Genomic DNA, 26,597 nt, shown 5'->3' with positions numbered 1-26,597 from the left:
GGGATACTCACAGCATGTCTGCCGCATACGCGACCTTCGGCCTGGCACCGGCGACACGCGCCGGCGGTGTGCTCGCCGACGGTGGCTACCAGGTCCACCGTGACTTCGTGGACTTCGTCGTGGACGGGCGCCCGCTGCTGTTCCAGCTCTCCGACCTGGACGCCGTCTCCCCGCTCGCCTCCGACGTCCCGCCCGCCGTCTTCACCGCCCAGGTGCGCTGCCTGCTGCTGGAGGCCGCCGCGCCGCTCCCGGACGGCCGGTTCGTGATCTACGGCTGCCCCGAGTGCGCGGACCTGGGCTGCGGCGCGGTGACCGCCGTCATCGAGCGGGACGGGGACGACTACATCTGGCGCGACTTCGCCTGGCAGACCGACGACCACGTCGACCTCGTACGCAACGGCTACCACGGCACAGGGCCGTTCCGCTTCGACGGGCCCGGGTACCGCGCAGCCCTCGCCGCGCTGATCGAGGACGCCGGCGCCCCGCCCGCGCTCCGCCGGGTCCTGCTGATCGGCGCCCGGGTGGCCGTCCTCGCCCGGCTCGCCGCCGCGCTGCGCCCCATCGGTGTGGGTGCCGACATCGCCCAGGACGCCCGCGGCGTCCCCGCCGAGGAACTGCGCGGCTACGGCGCCGTGGCCTTCGGGCGCGCGGTCGGCGAGACCGAACGGGTCGCCGTCCGTGCGGCGTTCGAGCGGGCCGGGGTGGAGGTCGCCGAGGTGGACGGCCTCGCCCCGATCGTCCCGCTGCTCGTCGCGCAGATCGAGCACGCCCTGGACCGCAGCCCGCTCGCGCGGCGTCGGCTGACAGCCCTGGCCGCCGCGGGCGGCGAGGCCGGCGTCGACGTGACCTCGCCGTGCCGGGTCCGGGTCACGGCCTACCGCCTGGACCGCCTGCACCGCACCCACACCCACGAGATCTTCGACGGCGTCCTGGAGCCCGGCCACCATCGCATCCCGCTGGACCCCGCGGCGGTGAAGGGGGAGTCCTTCGTGGTGGCCCGGACCCCGGGCAGCGTGCTGGTGCGGGCCATGGAGAGCCGGTAGCGGGACGGCCCCCGGCACCCGCTGAGCGCCGCCGGCGCGGGACACTAGGATCGGCCTCCTGATGACTGCCACCCTCGTCGCCAAGAACCTCGCCGCCGGGCACGGCGACCGCTCGCTCTTCTCCGGGCTCGACCTCGTCGTCGCGCCCGGGGACGTGATCGGGCTGGTCGGCGCCAACGGCGCGGGCAAGTCCACCCTGCTGCGCCTGCTCGCCGGACTCACCCGGCCCGAGCAGGGCGAACTGCGCCTGTCCCCGCCCACCGCGACCGTCGGCCACCTGCCGCAGGAGCCCGAGCGCAGGCCGGGCGAGACCGTCCGGGAGTTCCTGGCCCGCCGCACCGGGGTCGCCGAGGCCCAGCGGGTGATGGACCTGGCCACCCAGGCGCTGGTCGACGGCGCCCCCGGCGCCGACGACGCCTACGCGGCCGGCCTGGAACGCTGGCTGGACCTCGGCGGCGCCGACCTGGAGGAGCGGTCGGAGGAGGTCGCCGACTCCCTGGGCCTGGCCGTCGACCTGGACCAGCCGATGACCTCCCTGTCCGGCGGCCAGGCGGCCCGCGCCGGCCTCGCCTCCCTCCTGCTCTCCCGCTACGACGTCTTCCTCCTGGACGAGCCCACCAACGACCTCGACCTGGACGGCCTGGAGCGCCTGGAGCGCTTCGTCACCGGGCTGCGCGCGGGCACGGTGGTCGTCAGCCACGACCGCGAGTTCCTCACCCGCACGGTCACCAAGGTGCTCGAACTCGACCTCGCACAGGGGGAGATCAACCTCTACGGCGGCGGCTACGCGGCCTACCTGGAGGAGCGCGAGGTCGCGCGCCGGCACGCCCGCGAGGACTACGACGAGTACGCCGACAAGAGGGCCGCCCTCCAGGACCGCGCCCAGATGCAGCGCTCCTGGATGGACAAGGGGGTGAAGAACGCCCGGCGCAAGGCGGGCAACGACAACGACAAGATCGGCCGCAAGTTCCGCAGCGAGGCCAGCGAGAAGCAGGCCGCCAAGGCGCGGCAGACGCAGCGGATGATCGAGCGGCTCGACGTGGTCGAGGAGCCGCGCAAGGAGTGGGAGCTGCGCATGGAGATCGCGGCCGCCCCCCGCTCGGGCGCGGTCGTGGCGACCCTCAGGGACGCCGAGGTCCGGCGCGAGGGCTTCACCCTGGGCCCGGTGTCGCTGCAGCTCGACTGGGCCGACCGGGTCGCGCTCACCGGTGCCAACGGCGCGGGCAAGTCGACCCTGCTCGGCGCGCTGCTCGGCCGGGTCCCGCTCGACTCGGGCCACGCGGCGCTGGGTTCGGGCGTGCTGGTCGGCGAGGTCGACCAGGCCCGCGGGCTGTTCCACGGCTCCGAGTCGCTGCTCGACGCGTTCCGCGCGGCCGTCCCCGACACCGAGCCGGCCGAGGTCCGCACGCTGCTCGCCAAGTTCGGCCTGAAGCAGGACCATGTGCTGCGCCCGGCCGCGACCCTGTCGCCGGGCGAGCGGACCCGCGCGGCCCTGGCACTGCTCCAGGGCCGCGGAGTGAACCTGCTGGTCCTCGACGAGCCGACGAACCACCTCGACCTGCCCGCCATCGAGCAGCTGGAGTCCGCCCTCGACTCCTACGAGGGCACCCTCCTGCTGGTCACCCACGACCGCCGCATGCTGGACGCGGTCCGGGTGACCCGCCGCTTCGACGTGGCCGACGGCAAGGTCACGGAACGCTAGCGCGGGCACCTGCGGGCCGGGCCGCACGCGGGGTGCGTGCGTCCCGGCCCGGCGGCTCAGCGCCGCTTGCCGTCCGGGTTCAGCAGCCCCGCCCGGCGCAGCGCGTCCGCCATCGCGCTGTTGGCCGGCGCCGGTGCCTGGCGGCCGCCCCGGTCACCGCCGCGTGCCTGCCGCTGGCCCTGGCCCTGGCCCTGCCTCTGGCCTTGCCCCTGCCTCTGGCCCTGGCCCTGGCCCTGCCTCTGGCCCTGGCCCTGGCGCTGCTGGGGCGGGCGGGCGCCGCCGCGCTGCTGCCGGCCGCCGCCCTGGTCCTGCGGTGCCGCCTCGTCGTCCAGGCGCAGGGTGAGCGCGATCCGCTTGCGCGGGATGTCCACGTCGAGGACCTTCACCTTGACGATGTCGCCCGGCTTCACCACGTCCCGCGGGTCCTTGACGAACGTCTTCGACATCGCCGAGACGTGCACCAGCCCGTCCTGGTGGACGCCGACGTCCACGAAGGCGCCGAAGGCCGCCACGTTCGTGACCACACCCTCCAGGACCATCCCGGAGGTCAGGTCGGAGATCTTCTCCACGCCGTCCTTGAAGGTGGCCGTCCTGAAGGCGGGTCGCGGGTCGCGGCCCGGCTTCTCCAGCTCCCGCAGGATGTCGGTGACGGTCGGCAGGCCGAAGGTGTCGTCCACGAAGTCGGCGGGCCTGAGCGAGCGCAGCGCCCCGGTGTTGCCGATGAGGGAGGCGACGTCCTGGCCCGCGGTCTTCACCATGCGGCGCACCACCGGATAGGCCTCCGGGTGCACGCTGGAGGCGTCCAGCGGGTCGTCGCCGCCGCGGATGCGGAGGAAGCCCGCGCACTGCTCGTACGCCTTCGGGCCGAGCCGCGCCACCTTCTTCAGCGCCGAGCGTGAGGTGAACGGCCCGTTGGCGTCCCGGTGGGCGACGATGTTCTCGGCGAGCCCGGACGAGATGCCCGACACGCGGGAGAGCAGCGGCACGGACGCGGTGTTGACGTCCACGCCCACGCCGTTCACACAGTCCTCGACGACCGCGTCCAGCGAGCGGGACAGCTTCACCTCGGACAGGTCGTGCTGGTACTGGCCCACACCGATGGACTTCGGGTCGATCTTCACCAGCTCGGCCAGCGGGTCCTGGAGCCTGCGGGCGATGGAGACGGCACCGCGCAGCGACACGTCCATGTCCGGCAGTTCCCGCGAGGCGTACTCCGACGCCGAGTACACGGACGCGCCGGCCTCGGACACCATCACCTTGGTGAGCTTCAACTCGGGGTGCTTCGCGATGAGTTCGGCGGCGAGCCGGTCGGTCTCGCGGGACGCCGTGCCGTTGCCGATCGCGACCAGGTCGACCGCGTGCCGCTCGGCCAGCCGCGCCAGCTTGGCGAGCGCCTCGTCCCACTTGTTGGCCGGGACGTGCGGGTAGATGACGTCCGTGGCGACGACCTTGCCGGTCGCGTCGACCACGGCGACCTTCACGCCGGTACGGAAGCCGGGGTCGAGGCCGAGGGTCGCGCGCGTGCCGGCCGGGGCGGCCAGCAGCAGGTCGCGCAGGTTCGCCGCGAACACGTTCACCGCCTCGTCCTCGGCGGCCGTCCGCAGCCGCAGCCTGAGGTCGATGCCCAGGTGGACCAGGAGCCGGGTGCGCCAGGCCCAGCGGACCGTGTCCTTCAGCCACTTGTCCGCGGGGCGGCCCCGGTCGGCGATGCCGAACTTCGAGGCGACGATGCCCTCGTAGGAGGACGGCCCCTCGGTGGGCTCCTCCGGCTCCAGGACGAGGTCGAGGACCTCCTCCTTCTCGCCCCGCAGCATCGCCAGGATCCGGTGCGAGGGCAGCTCGGTGAACGGCTCGGTGAAGTCGAAGTAGTCGGCGAACTTGGCGCCCGCCTCCTCCTTGCCGTCCCGTACCTTCGCCGCCAGCCGTCCGCGCGTCCACATCCGCTCGCGCAGCTCGCCGATCAGGTCGGCGTCCTCCGAGAACCGCTCGGTCAGGATGGCCCGCGCGCCGTCCAGGGCGGCCTGCGGATCGGCGACGCCCTTGCCGGCGTCCACGAACGCGGCGGCCGCGGCCACCGGTTCGACGGACGGGTCGCTCAGCAGTCCGTCCGCCAGCGGCTCCAGGCCCGCCTCCCGGGCGATCTGCGCCTTGGTGCGCCGCTTGGGCTTGTACGGGAGGTAGATGTCCTCCAGGCGCGCCTTGGTCTCCGCGCCGCGGATCCGCGCCTCCAGCTCCTCGGTGAGCTTGCCCTGCTCGCGCACCGACTCCAGGATCGCGGTCCGCCGCTCCTGGAGCTCCCGCAGGTAGCGCAACCGCTCCTCGATCGTGCGCAGCTGCGCGTCGTCGAGCATCTCGGTCGCTTCCTTGCGGTAGCGGGCGATGAAGGGCACGGTCGAGCCGCCGTCGAGCAGTTCCACCGCGGCCTTCACCTGCCGCTCCCGTACGCCGAGTTCTCCGGCGATCCTGCCTTCGATGGATCCCGCTTCGATGGATCCGGGTGTCGTCACGATCGCGTACCGCCTTCTCCACTTTGGTTGCGCGGCAATTGTGGCAGGTGACACCGGCAAGCGGGGATCAGGGCGGGGCACCGGCGGGGCGCCCGGCCCCCACCGCCCCGCCCGGCGGCCGCCCGCGCGGACGCGACCACGCGCACCGCCGCTCCGGTGCGGCCCCGCCGGACCGCCGCCGGACCTCTGCCGGACGACTGCCGGGGCGCGGCCGGGCGACATGGCAGGAAAGGTGGGGAACCCGTCATTGCGGCCATGCCGGGAGGGGCGAAGAATCGGAGTCATGGCGCAGCACACCCTCCTGCTCGTCCTCTTCGACGGCGTGCAGAGCCTCGACGTCACCGGCCCGCTGGAGGTGTTCAGCGGGGCCGAGCAGCACACCCCGGGGACGTATCTGATCCGCACCGCCTCCCTGGACGGCGGCCCGGTCCGCACCTCCAGCGGCCTGACCCTCGTACCGGACGGGGCGCTCGACGCGGCGCCCCGGCCGCACACCCTGCTGGTGCCCGGCGGCCAGGGCACCCGCGACCCCGACCCGCGGCTGACCGGCTGGCTGCGGACGCACGGCCCGGGTGCGCCCCGGCTGGTCTCGGTGTGCACCGGCGCGCTCCTGCTGGCCGCCGCCGGTCTGCTCGACGGCCGCCGGGCGACGACCCACTGGGCGTACTGCGACCGGCTGGCCCGCGACCACCCGGCCGTGACCGTGGACCCCGAGCCGATCTACGTCCGGGACGGACACGTCGCCACCTCGGCGGGTGTCACCGCCGGTGTCGACCTCGCCCTCGCCCTCGTGGAGGAGGACCTGGACCGGGACGTCGCGCTCACCGTCGCCCGGCACCTGGTGGTGTTCCTGCGCCGCCCCGGCAACCAGGCGCAGTTCAGCGCCCAGCTCGCCGCGCAGACCGCGCGGCGCGAACCCCTGCGCGAGATCCAGCGGTGGATCACCGAGCACCCGGCCGACGACCTGACGGTCGAGTCGCTCGCCGCCCGGGCCCGGCTCTCGCCCCGCCACTTCGCCCGGGCCTTCCGGGAGGAGACCGGCACGACCCCCGGCCGCTACGTCGACCGGGTCCGCCTGGAGCACGCCCGCCGGCTCCTGGAGGACACCGCGGACGGTGTCGGGGAGGTCTCCCGCGCCAGCGGCTACGGCACCCCCGAGGCCATGCGGCGCGCCTTCGTCAAGGCCCTGGGCACCGCACCGGCCGAGTACCGGCGCCGGTTCCGCCCCGCCCTCACCCACTGAAGGGACGTCCCATGCAGATCGCCGTCGTCGTCTACGACGGGTTCACCGCGCTCGACGCGGTCGGACCCTACGAGATCCTGGTCCGCACCCCGGGCGCCGAGACCGTGTTCGTCGGCGAGCGCACCGGTGCCGTCCGCACGGACACCGGCGCCCTCGGGATCGTCGCCGACCGGTCGCTGGCCGAGGTGACCCGCCCCGACGTCGTCGTGGTGCCGGGCGGCCCCGGCCAGAGCGCGCTGATGGAGCACCGGCCGCTGCTGGACTGGCTGCGCGCCGTCGACGCCACGAGCACCTGGACGGCCTCGGTCTGCACGGGTTCGCTGCTGCTCGCCGCCGCCGGGCTGCTGGAGGGCCGCCGGGCCACCTCGCACTGGCTCGCCCTCGGCCAACTCGAACGGTTCGGCGCCCGGCCGGCCGAGGAGCGCGTGGTCTTCGACGGCAAGTACGTCACCGCCGCGGGCGTCTCCGCCGGCATCGACATGGGCCTCACCCTGCTCGGCCGGATCGCGGGCGACGACGTCGCCCGGACCGTCCAACTGGCCACCGAGTACGACCCGCGGCCGCCCTACGACGCCGGGTCCCCGCGCAAGGCCCCCGCGCACCTCGTCGACGCGCTGCGGGCGCGCAGCCGCTTCCTGCTCACGCGGTCCAGCTGAACCGCGGCTGCCTGCGCTCCAGGAAGGCGGCGACCCCCTCCGCGGTGTCGCCGCTGCCGCGCGCCTGCTCCGTCCAGTGGGCGTCCCGGTCGGTGCGGCCGTCCACGAACTCCTTCGCGGCCGCCTGGGTGAGCTGGGAGCGGGCCACGAGGACCCCGGTCAGCTCGGCGATCCGCCCGTCCAGTCCGTCCTCGGGCAGCACCTCGTCCACCAGCCCGGTGCGCAGCGCCCGTGCGGCGTCGATCAGCTCGGCGGTGAACAGCAGGTACTTGGCGGTGGCCGGTCCCACCAGGGAGACCAGCCGGCGGGTGGAGGACGCCGGGTAGACGATCCCGAGCCGCGCCGGGGTCACCCCGAACAGCGCGTCCTCGCGCGCGAGCCGCAGGTCGCAGGCCGCGGCGAGCTGCGCGCCGCCGCCCACGCAGTGGCCGCGCACGGCCGCGAGGGTCGGCTTGGGGAACGCGGCGAGGGCCTCCTCGGCGGCCACGGCCAGGGACTGCGCCTCGGCGGCCGAGCCGCGCAGCGAGGAGATGTCCGCGCCCGCGCAGAAGGTCTGGCCCTCGCCGGTCAGTACGAGCGCCCGCACCCGGGGGTCGGCCGCCAGCTCCGCCAGCAGCGGCGGCAGGGACCGCCACATCGCCGCCGTCATGGCGTTGCGCTTGGCCGGATTCCGGATGACGACCGTGGCGACGGCGCCGGTGACCTGGTGCGACAGCTCGGGGTCCATGCGGCGGATGCTATCGGCCCGCGGGGAAGGCGGCCTGGAAGGGGGTGGGGTGACCGGGGCCACACGCGTACAACCCGAAAAGTTCGCGAACCGGCGCCGCGAGGGCAGGAACAGTCCCACAAGCGACCATGTCGTACGCAGGCGGTCAGAACCGTTCGATACCCGCTGACTTGTGTTCAGTGTGGCGGAGGGGAGCCGATCGTTACCAACACTCGACGTGTGGTGACAATCGAGCGCGAGGGTGGCGACCGGACCATGGACAATCAAGGGCGCGGGGAAGGCCCGCGCCCACCGGGGGGCGCCGAACGGCCGCCGGATCCCCTGCCGTACGAGGGCGTGTGGCGGTTCACCGCGGCGGCCGTGGACGCCTCGGTCCCACAGGCCCGGCACGCGGTACGGGACCTGCTGCTGCGCCAGGGCGTGCCCGTCTCCGACGACCTGGTGCACGGGCTGCTGCTGATCGTCTCCGAGCTGGTCACGAACGCGGTCCGGCACGCGGCCCTGCTGTCGCCGATGCTCGCCGTTGAGGTGGCCGTCGGCGCCGAGTGGGTGCGGGTGTCGGTGGAGGACAACCACCCCTACCGCCCGACCGCCCTGGAGGCCGACCACGGTCAGACCGGCGGCCGGGGCCTGCTCCTGGTCCGTGAGGTGGCCCGGGAGGCGGGCGGCGTCGTCGACGTGGAGCACACGGCGAGCGGCGGCAAGGTGATCTGGGCCGCCCTGCCGCTCAAGCCCGCCGTGCTGCCGTAGTGCCTACCAGCCCGCGGACGGTCCCGTCAGCTCCCTGACCGCCGGACGGGCCGCGTCCAGCACCGTCATGAACCACGCCGAGAACGGGTCCTTGGCGTGCCGCTCCGCCAGCTCGGCCGCGGTCACGAAGGCGGTGGCGCCGACCTCCGTCGCGTCCGGCACCAGCGGGGCCTGCACCAGACCGACGAACAGGTGGTTGAACTCCTGCTCCACCAGGCCGGACTCCGGGTCCGGGTGGTTGTAGCGCACGGTGCCCGCCTCGGCCAGCAGCGACGGCGAGACGCCCAGCTCCTCGTAGGTCCGCCGGGCCGCGGCGGCGAACGGCGCCTCACCGGGGTAGGGATGGCCGCAGCAGGTGTTGGACCACACACCGGGGGAGTGGTACTTGCCGAGCGCCCGCTGCTGGAGCAGCAGCCGGCCGTGCTCGTCGAAGAGGAACACGGAGAACGCCCGGTGCAGCTGTCCCGGCGGCTGGTGGGCGGAGAGCTTCTCCGCGGTGCCGATCGTCACGCCCTTCTCGTCGACCAGTTCCAGCAAAATCGCCTCTGCGGTGCCGTTCGACGAGCTGTGCGTCTCGGTGGCAGGTGTGATCGGCATACCCATCCTTCGCCTCGGTCTTCGCACCCCAAGTCTGCCGTACGAATCCGGCACTCCCGGCACTTCCCCGCACGTCCGCATGTCCCGCGCGGTGCGGCCGCCGAGTGGGATCCGGTAGGTCATCGTGCCCGGCGCCCGCCGCCCGGAACCGCCCTGGCATGCGTAGAACAGCAGTGCGCGGGGTGAGCGGTGGTCAGTGGCAGAGCCGCGCCTCGTGCTCGGCGTGACCGCCCGGCTCCAGCTGGAAGGTGCAGTGCTCCACGTCGAAGTGGCCGCCGAGGCAGCCCTGCAGCTCGTGGAGCATCTTCTCGTTGCCGATGGCGTTCAGCACCTCGGAGCTGACCACCACGTGCGCGGAGACCACGGGCATGCCCGAGGTGATCGTCCAGGCGTGCAGGTCGTGCACGTCCTCCACGCCGTCCAGGGCCAGGATGTGCGCCCGCACCTCGGCCATGTCGACGTCCTTCGGCGCCGCCTCCAGCAGCACGTCCAGCGTCTCGCGCAGCAGTTTCAGCGTCCTCGGCACGATCATCAGCCCGATCGCGAGCGAGGCGATCGGGTCCGCCGCCTGCCAGCCCGTGGTGAGGATCACGGTCGCCGAGATCAGCACCGCCACCGAGCCGAGCGCGTCCGCCGCCACCTCGAGGAAGGCGCCGCGCACGTTCAGGCTCTCCTTCTGCCCGCGCATCAGCAGGACCAGCGAGACCGAGTTCCCGACCAGGCCGACCAGACCGAACACGATCATCAGGCCGCCCCGGGTGTCCGCGGGCGTGACGAACCGCTGCACCGCCTCGAACAGGACGTACCCGCCCACGCACAGCAGCAGCAGGCAGTTGGCCAGGGCGGCGAGGATCTCGGCGCGCGCGAACCCGAAGGTCCGGTTGGTGGTCGGCGGGCGGTTCGCGAAGTGGATGGCCAGCAGCGCCATGCACAGCCCCACCGCGTCGGTCGCCATGTGGGCCGCGTCCGCGATCAGCGCCAGCGAGTCCGCGAGGAGACCGCCGACGATCTCCACCACCATGATCGTCAGGGTGATGCCCAGCGCCACGCGCAGCCGGCCGCGATAGGCGGCCGCGGCCGTACCGGTGGGCGGCGCGTGGCTGTGCGCGTGCCCGTGGTCGTGCCCTGCCCCCATGAGAAGACCGCCTTCCGTGTCGCGCCCGGGCCTTCAGTGAACTACGGGCGGGGGGTACCGGGCAACGCGGCACTGAACACCGTTGTCATCTGCCCTGACCTGCGGAAACGATCCGCTGGTCAGGGAGCCGCGGCGCTACCCGGCGTGATGCAGCCGCCAGCCCTCCCAGGCCGACGCCACCATCTCCCGCACCCCGCGCCGGGCCCGCCAGCCCAGCGCCTCGGCGGCCCGCTCGGCCGACGCCACCGCACGCGGCGCGTCCCCGGGGCGGCGTCCCTCCACCAGGGGCGGCCGCCGGTCGCCGGTCACCTCGCCGATCACCGTGATCAGCTCGCGCACGGAGACGCCCTCACCGCGCCCGATGTTCAGCGTGAGGTCCCCGGCGACCTCACCCGCGTCGAGCCGCCGGGCCGCCTCGAGGTGGGCCTCGGCCAGGTCGGCGACATGGATGTAGTCCCGGACGCACGTGCCGTCCGGCGTCGGGTAGTCGTCCCCGAAGATCCGCGGGGCCTCGTCCCGGGTGAGCCGGTCGAAGACCATCGGCACGATGTTGAACACGCCTGTGTCGGCCAGTTCCGGGGCGGCCGCGCCCGCCACGTTGAAGTAGCGCAGGCACACCGTGGAGATGCCGTGGGCCGCTCCCGCCGCCCGCACCAGCCACTCACCGGCCAGCTTGGTCTCGCCGTAGGGGTTCACCGGCGCGCACGGGGTGTCCTCGGTGATCAGGCCGACCTCCGGGTCGCCGTACACGGCCGCCGAGGAGGAGAACACCAGCCGGCGCACGCCCGCCGCGGCCACCGCGTCCAGGAGCGTGGCGAGACCGCCCACGTTCTCCCGGTAGTAGCGGGTGGGCTCCGCCACGGACTCGGCGACCTGCTTGCGCGCCGCGAGGTGGACCACCCCGGTCACGCCGTGCTCCGCGACGACCCGCGTCAGCAGGTCGCCGTCCAGGGTCGAACCCCGGACCAGCGGGACGTCCGCGGGGAGCCGCTCGGGCACGCCGGCCGACAGGTCGTCCAGCGCCACGACGCTCTTCCCGGCGGCCGCCATGGCCCGCGTCACGTGCGCCCCGATGTATCCGGCTCCGCCGGTGATCAGCCACGTCATGGTCGTCCACCCTATGCGCAGCCCTCCGCCTGTCCCGCATGCCCGGGGATGCCCGGGTCTGTGGGGGCGGTTCACGCCCGTGGTTTGTCGGGCGGCCCCCCATCCCCGATGATGATCGCGGCAAAGGCCGGGACAGACCCCGGGGGCCGGGCCGTGAACGGCCGGTGAACATGGGCTTCCGGTCATCCGATACCCTTCGCCGACATGCCGCCCGGGTGCCGCAGGCAGGGCGCCCCACCACGCAGAAGATCCGGCGCCGCCGCGCCGGCACCCAGGGAGTGAGTTCGGTTGCCGACCGCCATCGTCACCGGTCAGCCGGTCCCCGGATCGTCGCTCGAGAACGATCTGCGGTCCCTCGGCTTCGACGTGCTGATGGCCGCCGACGCCGCCGAGGCCGGGTCCCGGCTCGCCGCCGTCCCGGCCGACCGGCGGGTGGCCCTGGTCGACGCCCGGTTCGTCGGCCACCCGCACGCCCTGCGCCTCGGCCTCACCGACCCGCGCTTCCCGCTCGCCGCCGTGCCCGGCGCCGTCACCGCCCAGCCGGCCGCCCGGCAGGCGCTGACCCACGCCCTGGTCCGCGAGCGGGCCGGCGGAGGCGGCGCGGCGGGTGTCGAGGTCGCCGTCGACGGCGTCCCCGACCGGATCACCGGCGCCCTCGACGCCGACGGCGCGGAGATCCACCGGCCCGAGCTGGGCAGCCTGGTCGCCGTCGTCCCGGCCGACCCGCAGACCCGCAACGAGGCCCGGCAGGCCGTCGCCGCCGTCGACGACGAGGCCGTACGCCTGAAGTCGGCCGTGAAGTCCCGCGACGGCTTCTTCACCACGTTCTGCATCAGCCCCTACTCGCGCTACCTCGCCCGCTGGTGCGCCCGCCGGGGCCTGACCCCCAACCAGGTCACCACGGCCTCGCTGCTCACCGCCCTGATAGCGGCCGGCTGCGCCGCCACGGGCACCCGGGCCGGCTTCGTCGCGGCCGGCGTGCTGCTCATCGCCTCCTTCGTGCTGGACTGCACCGACGGCCAGCTCGCCCGCTACGCCCTGAAGTACTCCACGCTCGGCGCCTGGCTCGACGCCACCTTCGACCGGGCCAAGGAGTACGCCTACTACGCCGGCCTCGCCCTCGGCGCGGCCCGCGGCGGCGACGACGTGTGGGCCCTCGCCCTCGGCGCCATGATCCTGCAGACCTGCCGGCACGTCGTGGACTTCTCCTTCAACGAGGCCAACCACGACGCCACCGCCAACACCAGCCCCACCGCCGCCCTCTCCGGCCGGCTCGACAGCGTCGGCTGGACGGTCTGGGTGCGCCGCATGATCGTGCTCCCCATCGGCGAGCGCTGGGCCATGATCGCCGTCCTGACGGCGGCCACCACGCCCCGCATCACCTTCTACGTGCTGCTCGTCGGCTGTGCCTTCGCTGCGACGTACACCACGGCGGGCCGCGTGCTGCGGTCGCTGACCCGCAAGGCCCGGCGCACCGACCGTGCGGCACTCGCCCTCGCCGACCTGGCCGACACCGGCCCGCTCGCCGACGCGGCGCGGCGCGTGCTCGGCGGCAGGGGCCTGCCCGGTCTCGCGGTGCCCGCCGCGGCCCTGACGGGCGGCGCCGCCGTCGTGGCCTGCTCGGCCCTGTCCGGGTACGGCAGCGTGCTGCCCGTCGCCGGCGCCCTCGTCTACGTCCTCGCCTCGGCGCTCGCCGTCGCCCGCCCGCTCAAGGGCGCCCTCGACTGGCTCGTCCCGCCCTTCTTCCGGGCCGCCGAGTACGGCACCGTGCTCGCCCTCGCGGCCGAAGCCGGGGTGAACGGAGCCCTTCCCGCGGCTTTCGGGCTGGTGGCCGCCGTCGCCTACCATCACTACGACACGGTGTACCGCATCCGCGGGAACGCCGGAGCGCCGCCGGCCTGGCTGGTGCGCGCCATCGGGGGGCAGGAAGGACGGACGCTGCTCGTCACCGTCCTGGCCGCGCTGCTCACCGCCTCGCAGTTCAAGGTCGCGCTCACGGTGCTCGCCGTGGCCGTCGCCCTGGTGGTGCTCGCCGAGAGCATCCGCTTCTGGGTGTCCGCTGGGGCGCCCGCCGTACACGACGAAGGAGAAACCGCATGATCGGCCTCGTGCTGGCGGCCGGCGCCGGACGCCGTCTGCGCCCCTACACCGACACGCTGCCCAAGGCCCTGGTGCCGGTGGGTCCCGAGGGTGTGGAGGGCGAGCCGACCGTCCTGGACCTGACGCTCGGCAACTTCGCCGAGATCGGCCTGACCGAGGTCGCGGTCATCGTCGGCTACCGCAAGGAGGCCGTCTACGAGCGCAAGGCGGCCCTGGAGCGGAAGTACGGCCTGAAGCTCACCCTCATCGACAACGACAAGGCCGAGGAGTGGAACAACGCCTACTCCCTGTGGTGCGGCCGGGACGCCCTCAAGGACGGCGTGATCCTCGCCAACGGCGACACCGTGCACCCGGTCTCGGTCGAGCGGACCCTCCTCGCGGCCCGCGGCGAGGGCAAGCGGATCATCCTCGCGCTGGACACCGTGAAGTCCCTCGCCGACGAGGAGATGAAGGTCGTCGTGGACCCCGAGAAGGGCGTCCAGAAGATCACCAAGCTGATGGACCCGGCCGAGGCCACCGGCGAGTACATCGGGGTCACCCTGATCGAGGGCGACGCCGCCCCCGACCTGGCCGACGCGCTGAAGACGGTTTTCGAGACCGACCCCCAGCAGTTCTACGAGCACGGCTACCAGGAGCTGGTGAACCGCGGCTTCAAGATCGACGTCGCGCCGATCGGCGATGTCCAGTGGGTCGAGATCGACAACCACGACGACCTCGCCCGGGGACGTGAGATCGCGTGCCAGTACTGACCCGGCTCATTCCCTCGCCGGTCGTCGTGGACATCCGCCCGGGTGCCCTCGACGACCTGGCGGGCGTCCTCGCCGACCAGCGCATCTCGCAGTCGGGCCGGCTCGCCGTCGCCGTCAGCGGCGGCTCCGGCGCACGGCTGCGCGAGCGCCTGGCGCCCTCGCTGCCCGGTGCCACCTGGTACGAGGTCGGCGGCGGCACGCTCGACGACGCGATCCGGCTGGCCGGCGCCATGAAGGCCGACCACTACGACGCGGTGGTCGGCCTCGGCGGCGGGAAGATCATCGACTGCGCCAAGTTCGCCGCGGCGCGGGTCGGCCTGCCACTGGTCGCGGTCCCGACGAACCTCGCGCACGACGGCCTGTGCTCGCCGGTCGCCACGCTCGACAACGACGCGGGCCGCGGTTCCTACGGCGTGCCCAACCCGATCGCGGTCGTCATCGACCTGGACATCATCCGTGAGGCGCCGGCGCGCTTCGTGCGGGCCGGCATCGGCGACGCGATCTCCAACATCAACGCCATCGCGGACTGGGAGCTGTCCCAGCGGGTCACCGGCGAGAAGGTCGACGGCCTGGCCGCCGCCATGGCCCGGCAGGCCGGCGAGGCCGTGCTCAGGCACCCCGGCGGCATCGGGGACAACGACTTCCTCCAGGTGCTCGCCGAGGCGCTGGTCCTCACCGGCATCGCGATGTCGATCTCGGGCGACTCACGGCCCGCCTCGGGCTCCTGCCACGAGATCAACCACGCCTTCGACCTGCTCTTCCCCAAGCGCGCCGCCAGCCACGGCGAGCAGTGCGGCCTCGGCGCGGCCTTCGCGATGCACCTGCGCGGAGCGCACGAGGACGCGGCCTACATGGCCGAGGTGCTGCGCCGGCACGGGCTTCCGGTGCTGCCCGAGGAGATCGGCTTCAGCGTGGACGAGTTCGTCCGCGCCGTGGAGTACGCCCCGAAGACCAGGCCCGGCCGGTACACGATCCTCGAACACCTCGACCTCAAGCCGAACCAGATCAAGGACACCTACGCCGACTATGTCAAGGCCATCGGTAGCTGAACTCCGGCCGGTCGTCCACCCCGCCGGGGTGAAGGACCGGCGCAGCGGTGAGCACTGGGGGGGACGCCTCTACATGCGTGAGGTGTCCCTGCGCGTCGACCGCTACCTGGTGAACACCAAGGTCACGCCCAACCAGCTCACGTACCTGATGACCGTCTGCGGTGTGCTCGCGGCCCCGGCCCTGCTGGTGCCCGGGATCCCGGGCGCCGTCCTCGGGGTGGTCGCCACCCAGCTGTACCTGCTGCTGGACTGCGTCGACGGCGAGGTCGCGCGCTGGAAGAAGCAGTACTCGCTGAACGGGGTCTACCTGGACCGCGTCGGCGCCTACCTCACCGACGCGGCCGTCCTGGTCGGGCTCGGCCTGCGCGCCGCCGACCTGTGGGGCGGCGGCCGCATCGACTGGCTGTGGGCCTTCCTGGGCACCCTCGCCGCGCTCGGCGCCATCCTGATCAAGGCCGAGACCGACCTGGTCGGCGTCGCCCGCCACCAGGCCGGCAAGCCGCCGGTGCAGGAGTCGGCCGCCGAGCCGCGGTCCTCGGGCGTGGCGCTGGCCCGCCGGGCCGCCGCGGCCCTGAAGTTCCACCGGCTGATCCTCGGGATCGAGGCGTCGCTGCTGATCCTGGTCCTCGCGATCGCGGACCAGATCCACGGCGACCTGTTCTTCACCCGGCTCGGCACCGCCGTCCTCGCCGGCATCGCCATGCTGCAGACGCTGCTGCACCTGGTGTCCATCCTCGCCTCCAGCAGGCTGAGGTGAGCGGCATGCGGGTCGGCGCGGTCATCATCACCATGGGCAACCGGCCCGAGGAGCTGCGTGCCCTCCTCGACTCCGTCGCCAAGCAGGACGGCGACCGGGTCGAGGTGGTCGTGGTCGGCAACGGCTCGCCCGTCCCGGACGTCCCCGAGGGCGTGCGGACCGTCGAGCTGCCCGAGAACCTGGGCATCCCCGGCGGCCGCAACGTCGGCATAGCGGCCTTCGGTCCCAGCGGTCGCGATGTCGACATATTGATGTTCCTCGACGACGACGGCCTCCTCGCCCGCCACGACACCGCCGAGCTGTGCCGGCAGGCGTTCGAGGCCGACCCCGAGCTCGGCATCATCAGCTTCCGCATCGCCGACCCCGAGACCGGCGAGACCCAGCGGCGCCACGTGCCCCGGCTGCGCGCCTCCGACCCGATGCGCTCCTCCCGGGTCACCACCTTCCTCGGCGGCGCCAACGCCGTGCGCACCCGCGTCTTCGCCGACGCCGGTGTCCTGCCGGACGAGTTCTTCTACGCCCACGAGGAGACCGACCTCGCGTGGCGGGCCCTCGACGCGGGCTGGATGATCGACTACCGGTCCGACATGGTGCTGTACCACCCGACGACCGCGCCCTCGCGGCACGCGGTGTACCACCGCATGGTCGCCCGCAACCGGGTCTGGCTGGCCCGCCGCAACCTCCCCGCCCCACTGGTCCCCGTCTACCTCGGGGTCTGGCTGCTGCTCACCCTGCTGCGCCGGCCCTCCGGAGCGGCCCTGAGGGCCTGGTTCGGCGGCTTCCGGGAGGGCTGGTCCAGCCCGTGCGGTCCCCGCCGTCCCATGCGGTGGCGTACGGTGTGGCGGCTGACCCGACTGGGCCGGCCCCCGGTCATCTGACAAGCTCGACCGTGCGGGGCGGCGCGCCACCGCGCCCCCCGGGGGGACGGATCCGCCGGCGCAGACGGGGCACCCGCACACGCGAACACGCACACTCGAACTCGACCCTTCGAACTCGACACACCAGCAGACGAAAGCTTCCACCTGTGAGTGAGACAACGCACGACGGCGGTGTCGCGGTGACCGCGGCCCCGTCGCCCGACGAGGGACTGACGGCGGCGCAGCTCGCCGACAAGTATGGGCTCGCCGTGAGCGGTGCCCGGCCCACCCTCGTCGAGTACGTCCGTCAGCTGTGGGGGCGGCGCCACTTCATCCTCGCCTTCTCCCAGGCGAAGCTGACCGCGCAGTACAGCCAGGCCAAGCTCGGCCAGCTGTGGCAGGTGGCGACCCCGCTGCTGAACGCGGCGGTCTACTACTTCATCTTCGGCGTCATCCTGCACGCCAGCCGCGGCATGTCCAAGGACGTGTACATCCCGTTCCTGGTCACCGGCGTGTTCGTCTTCACGTTCACGCAGAGTTCGGTCATGTCGGGCGTCCGCGCGATCGCCGGCAACCTGGGCCTGGTGCGCGCCCTGCACTTCCCGCGCGCCTCGCTGCCGGTCTCCTTCTCGCTGCAGCAGCTCCAGCAGCTGCTCTTCTCGATGATCGTGATGTTCATCGTGGCGATCGGCTTCGGCAGCTACCCGGGCCTGTCCTGGCTGCTCATCGTCCCGGTGCTGTGCCTGCAGTTCCTGTTCAACACCGGTCTGGCGCTGATCGTGGCCCGCATGGGCGCCAAGACGCCCGACCTCGCCCAGCTCATGCCGTTCGTGCTGCGCACCTGGATGTACGCCTCGGGAGTCATGTTCTCCATCAGCAAGATGATGGAGGGCCGCCCGGAGTGGGTGGTCCGGCTGCTCCAGGTCAACCCGGCGGCCGTCTACATGGACCTGATGCGGTTCGCGCTGATCGACGGGTACGGCGCCGGCAACCTGCCGCCGCACGTGTGGGGCATCGCCCTGTTCTGGGCCGTGGTCGTCTTCGCCGGCGGCTTCGTGTACTTCTGGAAGGCGGAGGAGAGGTACGGCCGTGGCTGAGCAGAACACCGGGGACCGGCGTCCCACCGTCATCGCGGACGAGCTGCACATCGTCTACCGCGTCAACGGCGCGAAGACCGGCAAGGGCAGCGCCACCGCGGCCCTCAGCCGCATCCTCAAGCGCGGCGAGGAGCGGGGCGTGCGCAAGGTGCACGCCGTGCGCGGGGTGTCCTTCGTCGCCTACCGCGGCGAGGCCATCGGCCTGATCGGCTCCAACGGCTCGGGCAAGTCCACCCTGCTGCGGGCCATCGCCGGGCTGCTGCCCGCCGAGAAGGGCAAGGTCTACACCGACGGCCAGCCCTCGCTGCTCGGCGTCAACGCCGCCCTGATGAACGACCTGACCGGCGAGCGCAACGTCATCCTCGGTGGCCTCGCCATGGGCATGTCCCGGGAGCAGGTCAAGGAGCGCTACCAGGACATCGTCGACTTCTCGGGGATCAACGAGAAGGGCGACTTCATCACCCTGCCGATGCGCACGTACTCCTCCGGCATGGCGGCGCGGCTGCGGTTCTCCATCGCGGCCGCCAAGGACCACGACGTCCTCATGATCGACGAGGCGCTGGCCACCGGCGACCGCAAGTTCCAGAAGCGTTCCGAGGAACGCATCCGGGAACTGCGCAAGGATGCCGGCACGGTGTTTCTGGTAAGCCACAACAACAAGTCCATCCGGGACACCTGCAACCGGGTCCTGTGGCTGGAGCGCGGTGAGCTGCGCATGGACGGCCCGACCGACGAGGTCCTGAAGGAATACGAGAAGTTCACGGGCAAGTAGCCCGATTTCGGCCAGGGCCCCGCCGGCAACCGTCCGGCGGGGCCCTGCGTCTGCAAAGGAAGCGTCAACTCCTTTGCGGCTTAGGAATCTTGACGCCAATCGGTGTGTTGTTGTGATGTGCAGGACACCCCGACGGACCACGCCGCGTTGTACAACGTAAGCTGTACCGGTGCCGGAAAGCGGCAAGTGGGGCGATAATGCGCGGCATCGCGCGCCGGGCCGTCCCGTGGACGGCCGGATGGCGTGTCCGAAATAGTGTGTATTGGGTCGGCAGTGTAGAACGGGAGATGTGACGGCAATGGCTACGGAAACTCCCCAGTTCAGCGGAGTGTGTGCCGTCCCCGCCCCGGGCAGCGCGCGGTGACGGTGAGCGACACGGCGCACGGACTGGAGCGCGCCACCCTGGACAAGGCCGCGAGCGAGAACTTCCCCGTGGCCCCCTTCTTCCTGCCCCGGGCCTGGCGCGACGACCTCATGGCCGTCTACGGCTTCGCCCGCCTCGTCGACGACATCGGCGACGGCGACCTGGCCCCCGGCGGCGCCGACGCGCGCGTGCTCGGCGTTTCGGCCACGGACGCCGAGGACCGCCTGGTCCTGCTCGACGCCTTCGAGGCGGACCTGCGGCGGGTCTTCGACGGCACCCCGCGCCACCCGCTGCTGCGCCGCCTGCAGCCCACGGTCCGCCGCCGCCGGCTCACCCCCGAGCCCTTCCTCGGCCTGATCGCCGCCAACCGCCAGGACCAGCTCGTCGCCCGGTACGAGACCTACAACGACCTCCTCGCCTACTGCGAACTGTCGGCCAACCCCGTCGGCCGCCTCGTCCTCGCCGTCACCGGCACCTCCACCCCGGAACGGGTCCGGCGGTCCGACGCGATCTGCACGGCACTGCAGATCGTGGAACACCTCCAGGACGTCGCCGAGGACCTCGGCCGCGACCGGATCTACCTGCCCGCCGCCGACATGAAGCGCTTTCACGTGCAGGAAGCGGATCTCTCCGGGAAAACCGCGGGCGCATCGGTGCGCGCCCTGGTTGCATACGAGGCGCAACGCGCCCGCGATCTGCTGAATGAAGGCGCCCCCCTGGTGGGTAGCGTCCACGGCAGGTTGAAGCTGCTGCTCGCGGGATTCGTGGCGGGGGGAAGGGCGGCGATCGGGGCGATCGCCGCCGCCGAATACGACGTACTTCCCGGCCCGCCCAAGCCCGGCAAGGTCCAGTTGCTGCGCGAGGTGGGCGTGACCCTGCGAGGAGAGAGGTGATCCGGACCGTGGAGTCTGAGCAGGTCTCGGCACCGGTACTCGCCGCCTACAGCTACTGCGAGGCCGTCACCGGACAGCAGGCCCGCAACTTCGCCTACGGCATCCGGCTGCTGCCGACGCCCAAGCGCCGCGCCATGTCGGCGCTGTACGCGCTTTCCCGGCGCGTCGACGACATCGGCGACGGAGAGCTGCCGGGCGAGGCCAAGGTGGCCCGTCTCGAGGACACCAGGGCGCTGCTCGCCCGGGTCCGCGAGGGCGCCGTAGAGGAGGACGACACCGACCCGGTGGCCGTCGCCCTCGCCCACGCCTCGTGCGCCTTCCCGATCCCGCTCGGCGGCCTGGACGAGCTGATCGACGGCGTGCAGATGGACGTGCGCGGGGAGACCTACGAGACCTGGGACGACCTCAAGGTCTACTGCCGCTGCGTGGCCGGCGCCATCGGCCGGCTCTCGCTCGGCGTGTTCGGCACCGAACCGGGGGCGCGCGGCGCCGAGCGCGCGCCCGAGTACGCCGACACGCTCGGGCTCGCGCTGCAGCTCACCAACATCCTCAGGGACGTCCGCGAGGACGCCCAGGGCGGCCGCACCTACCTGCCCGCCGACGACCTGGCCAAGTTCGGCTGCTCGGCCGGGTTCGACGGGCCGACGCCTCCCGAGGGCTCCGACTTCGCGGGCCTCGTGCACTTCGAGGTGCGACGGGCCCGCGCCCTGTTCGCCGAGGGCTACCGGCTGCTGCCCATGCTCGACCGGCGCAGCGGCGCCTGCGTGGCGGCCATGGCCGGCATCTACCGCAGGCTCCTCGACCGCATCGAGCGCGACCCGGAGGCCGTGCTGCGCGGCCGGGTCTCGCTGCCCGGCCGGGAGAAGGCCTACGTCGCCGTACGCGGACTGTCCGGACTCGACACCCGGCACGTTTCCCGGCGCACCGTCAGGAGGCGCGCCTGATGGGTTCTGCGGGGCTGGTGCCTGCCGGGGCGCCGGCCGGATCCGGCGGGCGGACGCGGCGGGCAACCCTCCGCTGCGGCGTGGCGTCCCTGACTGCGACGGCCGACCGTGCACCGTTCATCCAGCACGCTCGGCACGCAGGGAAGGACGCACGATGAGCGAGGGCTCACGCCACACGCAGGCGCAGGCCGGCACCCCGGCACCCGCGGGGCGCAGTGCCGTCGTCGTCGGCGGCGGTCTCGCCGGGGTCACCGCGGCGCTCGCGCTCGCCGACGCGGGTCTCCGGGTCACCCTGCTCGAGGGCCGGCCGAGGCTGGGCGGCCTCGCCTTCTCCTTCCGCCGCGGCGAACTGACCGTCGACAACGGCCAGCACGTCTACCTGCGTTGCTGCTCCGCCTACCGCTGGTTCCTCGACCGGATCGACGGCGCGGCGCTGGCACCGCTGCAGAACCGCCTTGACGTGCCCGTCGTCGACGTCGCCAAGCCCGAGGGGCGGCGGCTCGGCAGACTGCGGCGCGACCGGCTGCCGGTTCCGCTCCACCTGGGGCGCAGCCTGGCCGCCTATCCGCACCTCTCGCTCGCCGAGCGCGCCGCGGTCGGCCGCGCCGCGCTCGCGCTCAAGGCGCTGGACCCGGCCGATCCGGCCCTGGACGCGCAGGACTTCGGCGGGTGGCTGACCGCGCACGGCCAGTCCGCGCGCGCCGTCGAGGCCCTGTGGGACCTGGTCGGGGTCGCCACCCTCAACGCGGTCGCGGGCGACGCCTCACTGGGACTCGCCGCGATGGTGTTCAAGACCGGTCTGCTGTCCGACCCGGGCGCGGCCGACATCGGCTGGGCCCACGTCCCGCTGGGCGAACTGCACGACCGTCTGGCCCGCAAGGCGCTCGACTCCGCGGGTGTCCGTACCGAGCTCCGTTCACGCGTCACCTCCGTCCTCTCCAACGGGAACGGGACCTGGAGCGTTCAGGTTCCCGGCGAAACGTTGCACGCCGACACGGTCGTGCTCGCCGTACCCCAGCGCGAGACGCACGACCTGCTGCCGCCCGGAGCCCTGGACGCCCCCGAGCGGCTGCTGGACATCGGCACCGCGCCGATCCTCAACCTGCACGTCGTCTACGACCGCAAGGTGCTCGCCAGGCCCTTCTTCGCCGCCCTCGGCACCCCCGTGCAGTGGGTCTTCGACCGGACCGACGCGTCCGGCCTCGGCGCGGGGCAGTACCTGGCGCTGTCCCAGTCGGCCGCGCAGGACGACATCGACGCCCCGGTCGCCGCGCTCCGCGAGCGCTACCTGCCCGAGTTGGAACGGCTGATCCCGGGCGCCCGCGACGCGGTGGTGCGGGACTTCTTCGTGACCCGGGAGCGTACGGCCACGTTCGCCCCCACCCCAGGCGTCGGGCGGCTGCGGCCCGGCGCCCGCACCAAGGCCCCCGGCCTGTACCTGGCCGGAGCGTGGACCGCCACCGGGTGGCCCGCGACCATGGAAAGTGCGGTCCGCAGTGGAGTGAGCGCGGCCGACGCCGCGCTGAGCGCCCTGGGCCGGCCCCGTCCGAGCCGTCTCTTCGCGTTCGAGGAGGCGGCCTGATGCCTCATCAGAGCACGGCAGGCCCCCGCACCCCCGGTACCGCAACAAGAGGAGAGACTGTGCCCACTGTGCCCCCGGCCTCGACACCCGCTCGGAGGACCGCGGTGGACGTGACCGCGCTCCTGGAGCGTGGACGGACCCTGGCCACCCCGGTCCTGCGTGCGGCCGTCGACCGCCTGGCGCCTCCGATGGACACCGTCGCCGCCTACCACTTCGGCTGGATCGACGCCGCCGGCAACCCCGCCGACGGCGACGGCGGCAAGGCCGTGCGGCCGGCCCTCGCCGTCCTCTCCGCCGAGGTCACCGGCGCCGCCCCCGAGGTGGGCGTCCCGGGGGCCGTCGCGGTCGAGCTCGTCCACAACTTCTCGCTGCTGCACGACGACCTGATGGACGGTGACGAGCAGCGCCGGCACCGCGACACGGTCTGGAAGGTGCACGGTCCCGCCCAGGCCATCCTGGTCGGCGACGCCCTGTTCGCCCTGGCCAACGAGGTGCTGCTGGAACTCGGCACCGTCGAGGCCGGCCGGGCCACCCGCCGGCTGACCACCGCCACCCGCGCCCTGATCGACGGTCAGGCGCAGGACATCTCCTACGAGCACCGCGACCGGGTCAGCGTCGAGGAGTGCCTGGAGATGGAGGGCAACAAGACCGGCGCCCTGCTCGCCGCCTCCAGCTCCATCGGCGCGGTCCTCGGCGGCGCCGACGACCGCACCGCCGACACCCTGGAGAGGTACGGCTACCACCTCGGCCTCGCCTTCCAGGCCGTCGACGACCTCCTCGGCATCTGGGGCGACCCCGGGGCCACCGGCAAGCAGACCTGGAGCGACCTGCGCCAGCGCAAGAAGTCCCTGCCGGTGGTGGCCGCGCTCGCGGCGGGCGGCTCCGCCTCCGAGCGGCTCGGCGAGATCCTCGCCGCCGACGCCAAGAGCAGCGACTTCGAGAACTTCTCCGAGGAGGAGTTCGCGGCCCGCGCCGCCCTCATCGAGGAGGCGGGCGGCCGGGAGTGGACGGCCCAGGAGGCACGCCGTCAGCACACCATCGCCGTCGAGGCGCTCGACGCGGTGGACATGCCCGACCCGGTGCGGGCCGCCTTCACGGCGCTCGCCGACTTCGTCGTCGTACGAAAGAGATGATCCTTATCGGTCGAACAGTCCTCGCATAGTCGCCGGCCGGTGTCGAGGGACGACGGACACCGGCCGACGGCGGACCCACAGCAGCACGACTCGCACGACTGCACGAAGGGGAAGCCATGACAGCGACGACCGACGGAAGTACCGGGGCGACCCTGCCGCCCCGAGCTGCCGCGGCCAGCCACACCGACCTCACCACCCCCGCGGCGGCCGGGGTACAAGAAGCCGCCGAACACGCCGCGAGGCGCGCCACCGACTTCCTCCTGGCGCGCCAGGACGCGCAGGGCTGGTGGAAGGGCGACCTCGAGACGAACGTCACGATGGACGCCGAGGACCTGCTGCTCCGTCAGTTCCTGGGTATCCAGGACGAGGCGACGACACAGGCCGCCGCCAAGTTCATCCGGGGCGAGCAGCGCGAGGACGGCACCTGGGCCACCTTCTACGGCGGCCCCGGCGAACTGTCCACCACCGTCGAGGCGTACGTCGCCCTCCGCCTGGCCGGCGACGCGCCCGACGCCCCGCACATGGCGAAGGCCTCCGCCTGGGTCCGCGAGCGCGGCGGCATCGCCTCCGCCCGGGTCTTCACCCGGATCTGGCTCGCCCTGTTCGGCTGGTGGAAGTGGGAGGACCTGCCCGAACTCCCGCCGGAGCTGATCTGGTTCCCGACCTGGATGCCGCTCAACATCTACGACTTCGGCTGCTGGGCCCGCCAGACCATCGTGCCGCTCACGATCGTCTCGGCCAAGCGCCCGGTGCGCCCGGCGCCCTTCCCGCTCGACGAGCTGCACACCGACCCGGCCGACCCCAACCCGCACCGGCCGCTCGCCCCGGTGGCCAGCTGGGACGGCGCGTTCCAGCGGCTGGACAAGGCGCTGCACCAGCTCCGCAAGGTCGTCCCGCGCCGGCTGCGCCGGGCCGCGATGAACTCCGCCGCCCGCTGGATCGTCGAGCGGCAGGAGAACGACGGCTGCTGGGGCGGCATCCAGCCCCCGGCCGTGTACTCGGTCATCGCCCTGTACCTGCTCGGCTACGACCTCCAGCATCCGGTGATGCGCGAGGGCCTGGCGTCGCTGGACCGTTTCGCCGTGTGGCGCGAGGACGGGGCCCGGATGATCGAGGCCTGCCAGTCCCCGGTCTGGGACACCTGCCTGGCCACCATCGCCCTGGTCGACGCCGGTCTGCCCGTCGACCATCCGCAACTGGTCAGAGCGGCCGACTGGATGCTCGGCGAGGAGATCGTCCGGCCCGGCGACTGGGCCGTGAAGCGGCCCCAACTGCCGCCCGGCGGCTGGGCGTTCGAGTTCCACAACGACAACTACCCGGACATCGACGACACCGCCGAGGTCGCGCTCGCGCTGCGCCGGGTCCGCCACCACGACCCCGAGCGCGTGGACCGGGCCATCGGGCGGGCCGTGCGCTGGAACCTCGGGATGCAGTCCCGCAACGGGGCCTGGGGCGCCTTCGACGCCGACAACACCAGCCCGTTCCCGAACCGGCTGCCGTTCTGCGACTTCGGCGAGGTCATCGACCCGCCGTCCGCCGACGTCACCGCGCACGTGGTGGAGATGCTCGCCGCCGAGGGCCTCACCCACGACCCGCGCACCCGGCGCGGCATCGAGTGGCTGCTGGCCGAACAGGAGCCGGACGGCTCGTGGTTCGGTCGCTGGGGGGTCAACTACCTCTACGGCACCGGCTCGGTGGTGCCCGCCCTCACCGCGGCCGGACTGCCCGCCTCCCACCCGGCGATCCGGCGGGCGGTGACCTGGCTGGAGAGTGTCCAGAACGACGACGGCGGCTGGGGCGAGGACCTGCGCTCCTACAAGTACGTCAAGGAGTGGAGCGGCCGCGGCGCCTCCACCGCCTCCCAGACCGGCTGGGCGCTGATGGCGCTGCTGGCGGCGGGGGAGCGGGACTCCAAGGCCGTCGAGCGCGGCGTGCGGTGGCTGGCTCAGACCCAGCGCGAGGACGGCACCTGGGACGAGCCGTACTTCACCGGCACCGGCTTCCCCTGGGACTTCTCCATCAACTACCACCTCTACCGGCAGGTGTTCCCGCTCACCGCGCTCGGCCGGTACCTGCACGGCGACCCCTTCGACCGGCCACCGCTCGCCACGGCCAGGAAGCACCTGCCCGAGGTGCGGCAGCCGGTGACCGAGGCCGCGACGTCCCGCTCCGAGGCCAAGGGGAGCTGAATGAACGTCCCGCCCGCCCCTGCCCCGCTGCTGATCGCCTGCGCGCTCGGCATCGAGCACCTCGCCCTGCGCACCGGTGACCGCGGCGGGGCGGGCGGGCCGGTCACCTTCCTCCGCACGGGCATGGGCCCGAGGGCGGCGGAACGCTCCGTCACCGGACGGCTGGCCGGGTCCGCGCTCACCGGGGCCGCCGTGGTGGCCACCGGCTTCTGCGCCGGCCTCGCCCCGGGCATGCACCCCGGCGACCTGGTCGTCGCCGAGGAGACCCGGGACCCGCGCGGGACCGTCCCGTGCGTAGGTACCGATCTGCTGGTGAAGGAACTCGCGCGCCTGCTGCCCGGGCGCACGGTCCACACCGGCCCGCTCACCGGCTCCGATCACGTGGTCCGTGGTCCGGAGCGGTCCGACCTGCTGGCGACCGGCGCGATCGCGGTCGACATGGAGTCGGCGGCCACGCTGCTGAGCGCCGTCCGCACGGGCGAACGCCCGGTCGCGGCCGTCCGGGTGGTCGTGGACGCTCCGGAACACGAACTCGTCCGGATCGGCACGGTGCGCGGGGGAATCACCGCTTTCCGCGTTCTCCGTTCCATCCTTCCCGCATTTTTCGAATGGCACCGTTCTCAGCCGCTCCCCCGGAGGTGAGC

The 26,597-nt window shown here is 73.1% G+C and carries 24 protein-coding genes; 19 read left to right on the top strand and 5 right to left on the bottom strand.

Annotation, left to right across the window (positions count from 1 at the left end):
- Window positions 1-14: 14 nt before the first annotated feature.
- Both V7E45_RS07325 and V7E45_RS07320 read left to right on the top strand, forming a co-directional pair.
- Window positions 15-1,043 carry an oxidoreductase gene (locus tag V7E45_RS07325; protein ID WP_333773259.1) on the top strand — a complete coding sequence of 343 codons (1,029 nt, stop codon included), beginning with the start codon at window positions 15-17 and terminating at the stop codon, window positions 1,041-1,043.
- 61 nt (window positions 1,044-1,104) lie between these two features.
- Window positions 1,105-2,745, top strand: coding sequence for an ABC-F family ATP-binding cassette domain-containing protein (locus tag V7E45_RS07320; protein ID WP_333773258.1), 1,641 nt, complete (start codon window positions 1,105-1,107; stop codon window positions 2,743-2,745).
- Between the two features lie 56 nt (window positions 2,746-2,801).
- On the opposite strand, the gene V7E45_RS07315 is transcribed toward V7E45_RS07320, so the two are convergent.
- Entirely contained in the window at window positions 2,802-5,252 is a 2,451-nt protein-coding gene (locus V7E45_RS07315) for a Tex family protein (RefSeq protein ID WP_333773257.1), read from the bottom strand.
- 283 nt (window positions 5,253-5,535) lie between these two features.
- On the opposite strand from V7E45_RS07315, the gene V7E45_RS07310 reads away from it, so the two are divergent.
- Both V7E45_RS07310 and V7E45_RS07305 read left to right on the top strand, forming a co-directional pair.
- Window positions 5,536-6,495 carry a GlxA family transcriptional regulator gene (locus V7E45_RS07310; RefSeq protein WP_333773256.1) on the top strand — a complete coding sequence of 320 codons (960 nt, stop codon included), beginning with the start codon at window positions 5,536-5,538 and terminating at the stop codon, window positions 6,493-6,495.
- 11 nt (window positions 6,496-6,506) lie between these two features.
- Window positions 6,507-7,151, top strand: a complete 645-nt coding sequence (locus V7E45_RS07305) for a DJ-1/PfpI family protein (RefSeq protein WP_333773255.1) — start codon at window positions 6,507-6,509, stop codon at window positions 7,149-7,151.
- On the opposite strand, the gene V7E45_RS07300 is transcribed toward V7E45_RS07305, so the two are convergent.
- On the bottom strand, window positions 7,135-7,878 hold the full coding sequence (locus V7E45_RS07300) for an enoyl-CoA hydratase/isomerase family protein (protein ID WP_333773254.1): 744 nt from the start codon (window positions 7,876-7,878) through the stop codon (window positions 7,135-7,137). The two genes, V7E45_RS07305 and V7E45_RS07300, sit on opposite strands and share 17 nt — an antisense overlap.
- 255 nt (window positions 7,879-8,133) lie before the next feature.
- Between V7E45_RS07300 and V7E45_RS07295 the strand changes: the two genes are divergently transcribed.
- Window positions 8,134-8,628: an ATP-binding protein gene (locus V7E45_RS07295; protein WP_333773253.1), complete on the top strand. Its 495-nt coding sequence runs from the start codon at window positions 8,134-8,136 to the stop codon at window positions 8,626-8,628.
- 3 nt (window positions 8,629-8,631) lie between these two features.
- Here V7E45_RS07295 and idi read toward each other — a convergent pair whose 3' ends face one another.
- From idi to galE, 3 genes are all read right to left on the bottom strand, one after another.
- On the bottom strand, window positions 8,632-9,225 hold the full coding sequence (idi, locus tag V7E45_RS07290) for an isopentenyl-diphosphate Delta-isomerase (protein ID WP_333773252.1): 594 nt from the start codon (window positions 9,223-9,225) through the stop codon (window positions 8,632-8,634).
- Between the two features lie 193 nt (window positions 9,226-9,418).
- Window positions 9,419-10,360, bottom strand: a complete 942-nt coding sequence (locus tag V7E45_RS07285) for a cation diffusion facilitator family transporter (RefSeq protein ID WP_333773251.1) — start codon at window positions 10,358-10,360, stop codon at window positions 9,419-9,421.
- Window positions 10,361-10,495: 135 nt separating this feature from the next.
- Window positions 10,496-11,467, bottom strand: coding sequence for a UDP-glucose 4-epimerase GalE (gene galE, locus V7E45_RS07280; protein WP_333773250.1), 972 nt, complete (start codon window positions 11,465-11,467; stop codon window positions 10,496-10,498).
- Window positions 11,468-11,755: 288 nt separating this feature from the next.
- Here galE and V7E45_RS07275 point away from each other — a divergent pair, with 288 nt between their 5' ends.
- The 14 genes from V7E45_RS07275 to V7E45_RS07215 all read left to right on the top strand — a co-directional run bounded on the left by V7E45_RS07275 (window position 11,756) and on the right by V7E45_RS07215 (window position 26,595).
- Window positions 11,756-13,567: a DUF5941 domain-containing protein gene (locus V7E45_RS07275; RefSeq protein WP_333773249.1), complete on the top strand. Its 1,812-nt coding sequence runs from the start codon at window positions 11,756-11,758 to the stop codon at window positions 13,565-13,567.
- Window positions 13,564-14,316, top strand: a complete 753-nt coding sequence (locus V7E45_RS07270; protein WP_333773248.1) for a phosphocholine cytidylyltransferase family protein — start codon at window positions 13,564-13,566, stop codon at window positions 14,314-14,316. The genes V7E45_RS07275 and V7E45_RS07270 overlap by 4 nt, the downstream gene beginning before the upstream one ends.
- Window positions 14,304-15,365, top strand: a complete 1,062-nt coding sequence (locus tag V7E45_RS07265; RefSeq protein WP_333773247.1) for an iron-containing alcohol dehydrogenase family protein — start codon at window positions 14,304-14,306, stop codon at window positions 15,363-15,365. The genes V7E45_RS07270 and V7E45_RS07265 overlap by 13 nt, the downstream gene beginning before the upstream one ends.
- Complete coding sequence (locus V7E45_RS07260) at window positions 15,343-16,122, top strand: CDP-alcohol phosphatidyltransferase family protein (protein WP_333773246.1); 780 nt, start codon at window positions 15,343-15,345, stop codon at window positions 16,120-16,122. The genes V7E45_RS07265 and V7E45_RS07260 overlap by 23 nt, the downstream gene beginning before the upstream one ends.
- 5 nt (window positions 16,123-16,127) lie before the next feature.
- Complete coding sequence (locus tag V7E45_RS07255) at window positions 16,128-17,000, top strand: glycosyltransferase family 2 protein (protein ID WP_333773245.1); 873 nt, start codon at window positions 16,128-16,130, stop codon at window positions 16,998-17,000.
- 146 nt (window positions 17,001-17,146) lie between these two features.
- On the top strand, window positions 17,147-18,076 hold the full coding sequence (locus V7E45_RS07250; protein ID WP_319146055.1) for an ABC transporter permease: 930 nt from the start codon (window positions 17,147-17,149) through the stop codon (window positions 18,074-18,076).
- Complete coding sequence (locus V7E45_RS07245; RefSeq protein ID WP_333773244.1) at window positions 18,069-18,848, top strand: ABC transporter ATP-binding protein; 780 nt, start codon at window positions 18,069-18,071, stop codon at window positions 18,846-18,848. Before V7E45_RS07250 ends, V7E45_RS07245 begins: the two co-directional genes overlap by 8 nt.
- Window positions 18,849-19,208: 360 nt before the next feature.
- On the top strand, window positions 19,209-20,105 hold the full coding sequence (hpnC, locus tag V7E45_RS07240) for a squalene synthase HpnC (protein WP_333773243.1): 897 nt from the start codon (window positions 19,209-19,211) through the stop codon (window positions 20,103-20,105).
- Window positions 20,102-21,049 carry a presqualene diphosphate synthase HpnD gene (gene hpnD / locus V7E45_RS07235; protein WP_333773242.1) on the top strand — a complete coding sequence of 316 codons (948 nt, stop codon included), beginning with the start codon at window positions 20,102-20,104 and terminating at the stop codon, window positions 21,047-21,049. The genes hpnC and hpnD overlap by 4 nt, the downstream gene beginning before the upstream one ends.
- The gene (locus tag V7E45_RS40550; RefSeq protein WP_443055965.1) at window positions 21,049-21,207 is read left to right on the top strand and encodes a DUF6380 family protein; all 159 of its coding nucleotides are present in this window, start codon (window positions 21,049-21,051) and stop codon (window positions 21,205-21,207) included. The genes hpnD and V7E45_RS40550 overlap by 1 nt, the downstream gene beginning before the upstream one ends.
- Window positions 21,204-22,631: a hydroxysqualene dehydroxylase HpnE gene (hpnE, locus tag V7E45_RS07230; protein WP_333773241.1), complete on the top strand. Its 1,428-nt coding sequence runs from the start codon at window positions 21,204-21,206 to the stop codon at window positions 22,629-22,631. Before V7E45_RS40550 ends, hpnE begins: the two co-directional genes overlap by 4 nt.
- Window positions 22,632-22,699: 68 nt before the next feature.
- Entirely contained in the window at window positions 22,700-23,764 is a 1,065-nt protein-coding gene (locus V7E45_RS07225) for a polyprenyl synthetase family protein (RefSeq protein ID WP_333773272.1), read from the top strand.
- Window positions 23,765-23,880: 116 nt separating this feature from the next.
- Entirely contained in the window at window positions 23,881-25,953 is a 2,073-nt protein-coding gene (gene shc, locus V7E45_RS07220) for a squalene--hopene cyclase (RefSeq protein ID WP_333773240.1), read from the top strand.
- A complete protein-coding gene (locus V7E45_RS07215; protein WP_333773239.1) occupies window positions 25,954-26,595 on the top strand; it encodes a phosphorylase family protein in 642 nt (213 codons plus the stop codon).
- Window positions 26,596-26,597: the final 2 nt, after the last annotated feature.

Source organism: Streptomyces sp. IBSBF 3136, assembly GCF_036815105.1.
Taxonomy (GTDB): Bacteria; Actinomycetota; Actinomycetes; order Streptomycetales; family Streptomycetaceae; genus Streptomyces.
This window is presented reverse-complemented; position numbering and strand designations above follow the sequence as displayed.

What these genes read in the sequence shown, in the direction of transcription:
- V7E45_RS07325 (WP_333773259.1), top strand. Translation starts at nt 15, where the DNA reads ATGTCTGCCGCATACGCGACCTTCGGCCTGGCACCGGCGACACGCGCC.
- V7E45_RS07320 (WP_333773258.1), top strand. Translation starts at nt 1,105, where the DNA reads ATGACTGCCACCCTCGTCGCCAAGAACCTCGCCGCCGGGCACGGCGAC.
- V7E45_RS07310 (WP_333773256.1), top strand. Translation starts at nt 5,536, where the DNA reads ATGGCGCAGCACACCCTCCTGCTCGTCCTCTTCGACGGCGTGCAGAGC.
- V7E45_RS07305 (WP_333773255.1), top strand. Translation starts at nt 6,507, where the DNA reads ATGCAGATCGCCGTCGTCGTCTACGACGGGTTCACCGCGCTCGACGCG.
- V7E45_RS07300 (WP_333773254.1), bottom strand. Translation starts at nt 7,878, where the DNA reads ATGGACCCCGAGCTGTCGCACCAGGTCACCGGCGCCGTCGCCACGGTC.
- V7E45_RS07295 (WP_333773253.1), top strand. Translation starts at nt 8,134, where the DNA reads ATGGACAATCAAGGGCGCGGGGAAGGCCCGCGCCCACCGGGGGGCGCC.
- idi (WP_333773252.1), bottom strand. Translation starts at nt 9,225, where the DNA reads ATGCCGATCACACCTGCCACCGAGACGCACAGCTCGTCGAACGGCACC.
- V7E45_RS07285 (WP_333773251.1), bottom strand. Translation starts at nt 10,360, where the DNA reads ATGGGGGCAGGGCACGACCACGGGCACGCGCACAGCCACGCGCCGCCC.
- galE (WP_333773250.1), bottom strand. Translation starts at nt 11,467, where the DNA reads ATGACGTGGCTGATCACCGGCGGAGCCGGATACATCGGGGCGCACGTG.
- V7E45_RS07270 (WP_333773248.1), top strand. Translation starts at nt 13,564, where the DNA reads ATGATCGGCCTCGTGCTGGCGGCCGGCGCCGGACGCCGTCTGCGCCCC.
- V7E45_RS07260 (WP_333773246.1), top strand. Translation starts at nt 15,343, where the DNA reads ATGTCAAGGCCATCGGTAGCTGAACTCCGGCCGGTCGTCCACCCCGCC.
- V7E45_RS07255 (WP_333773245.1), top strand. Translation starts at nt 16,128, where the DNA reads ATGCGGGTCGGCGCGGTCATCATCACCATGGGCAACCGGCCCGAGGAG.
- V7E45_RS40550 (WP_443055965.1), top strand. Translation starts at nt 21,049, where the DNA reads ATGGGTTCTGCGGGGCTGGTGCCTGCCGGGGCGCCGGCCGGATCCGGC.
- hpnE (WP_333773241.1), top strand. Translation starts at nt 21,204, where the DNA reads ATGAGCGAGGGCTCACGCCACACGCAGGCGCAGGCCGGCACCCCGGCA.
- shc (WP_333773240.1), top strand. Translation starts at nt 23,881, where the DNA reads ATGACAGCGACGACCGACGGAAGTACCGGGGCGACCCTGCCGCCCCGA.
- V7E45_RS07215 (WP_333773239.1), top strand. Translation starts at nt 25,954, where the DNA reads ATGAACGTCCCGCCCGCCCCTGCCCCGCTGCTGATCGCCTGCGCGCTC.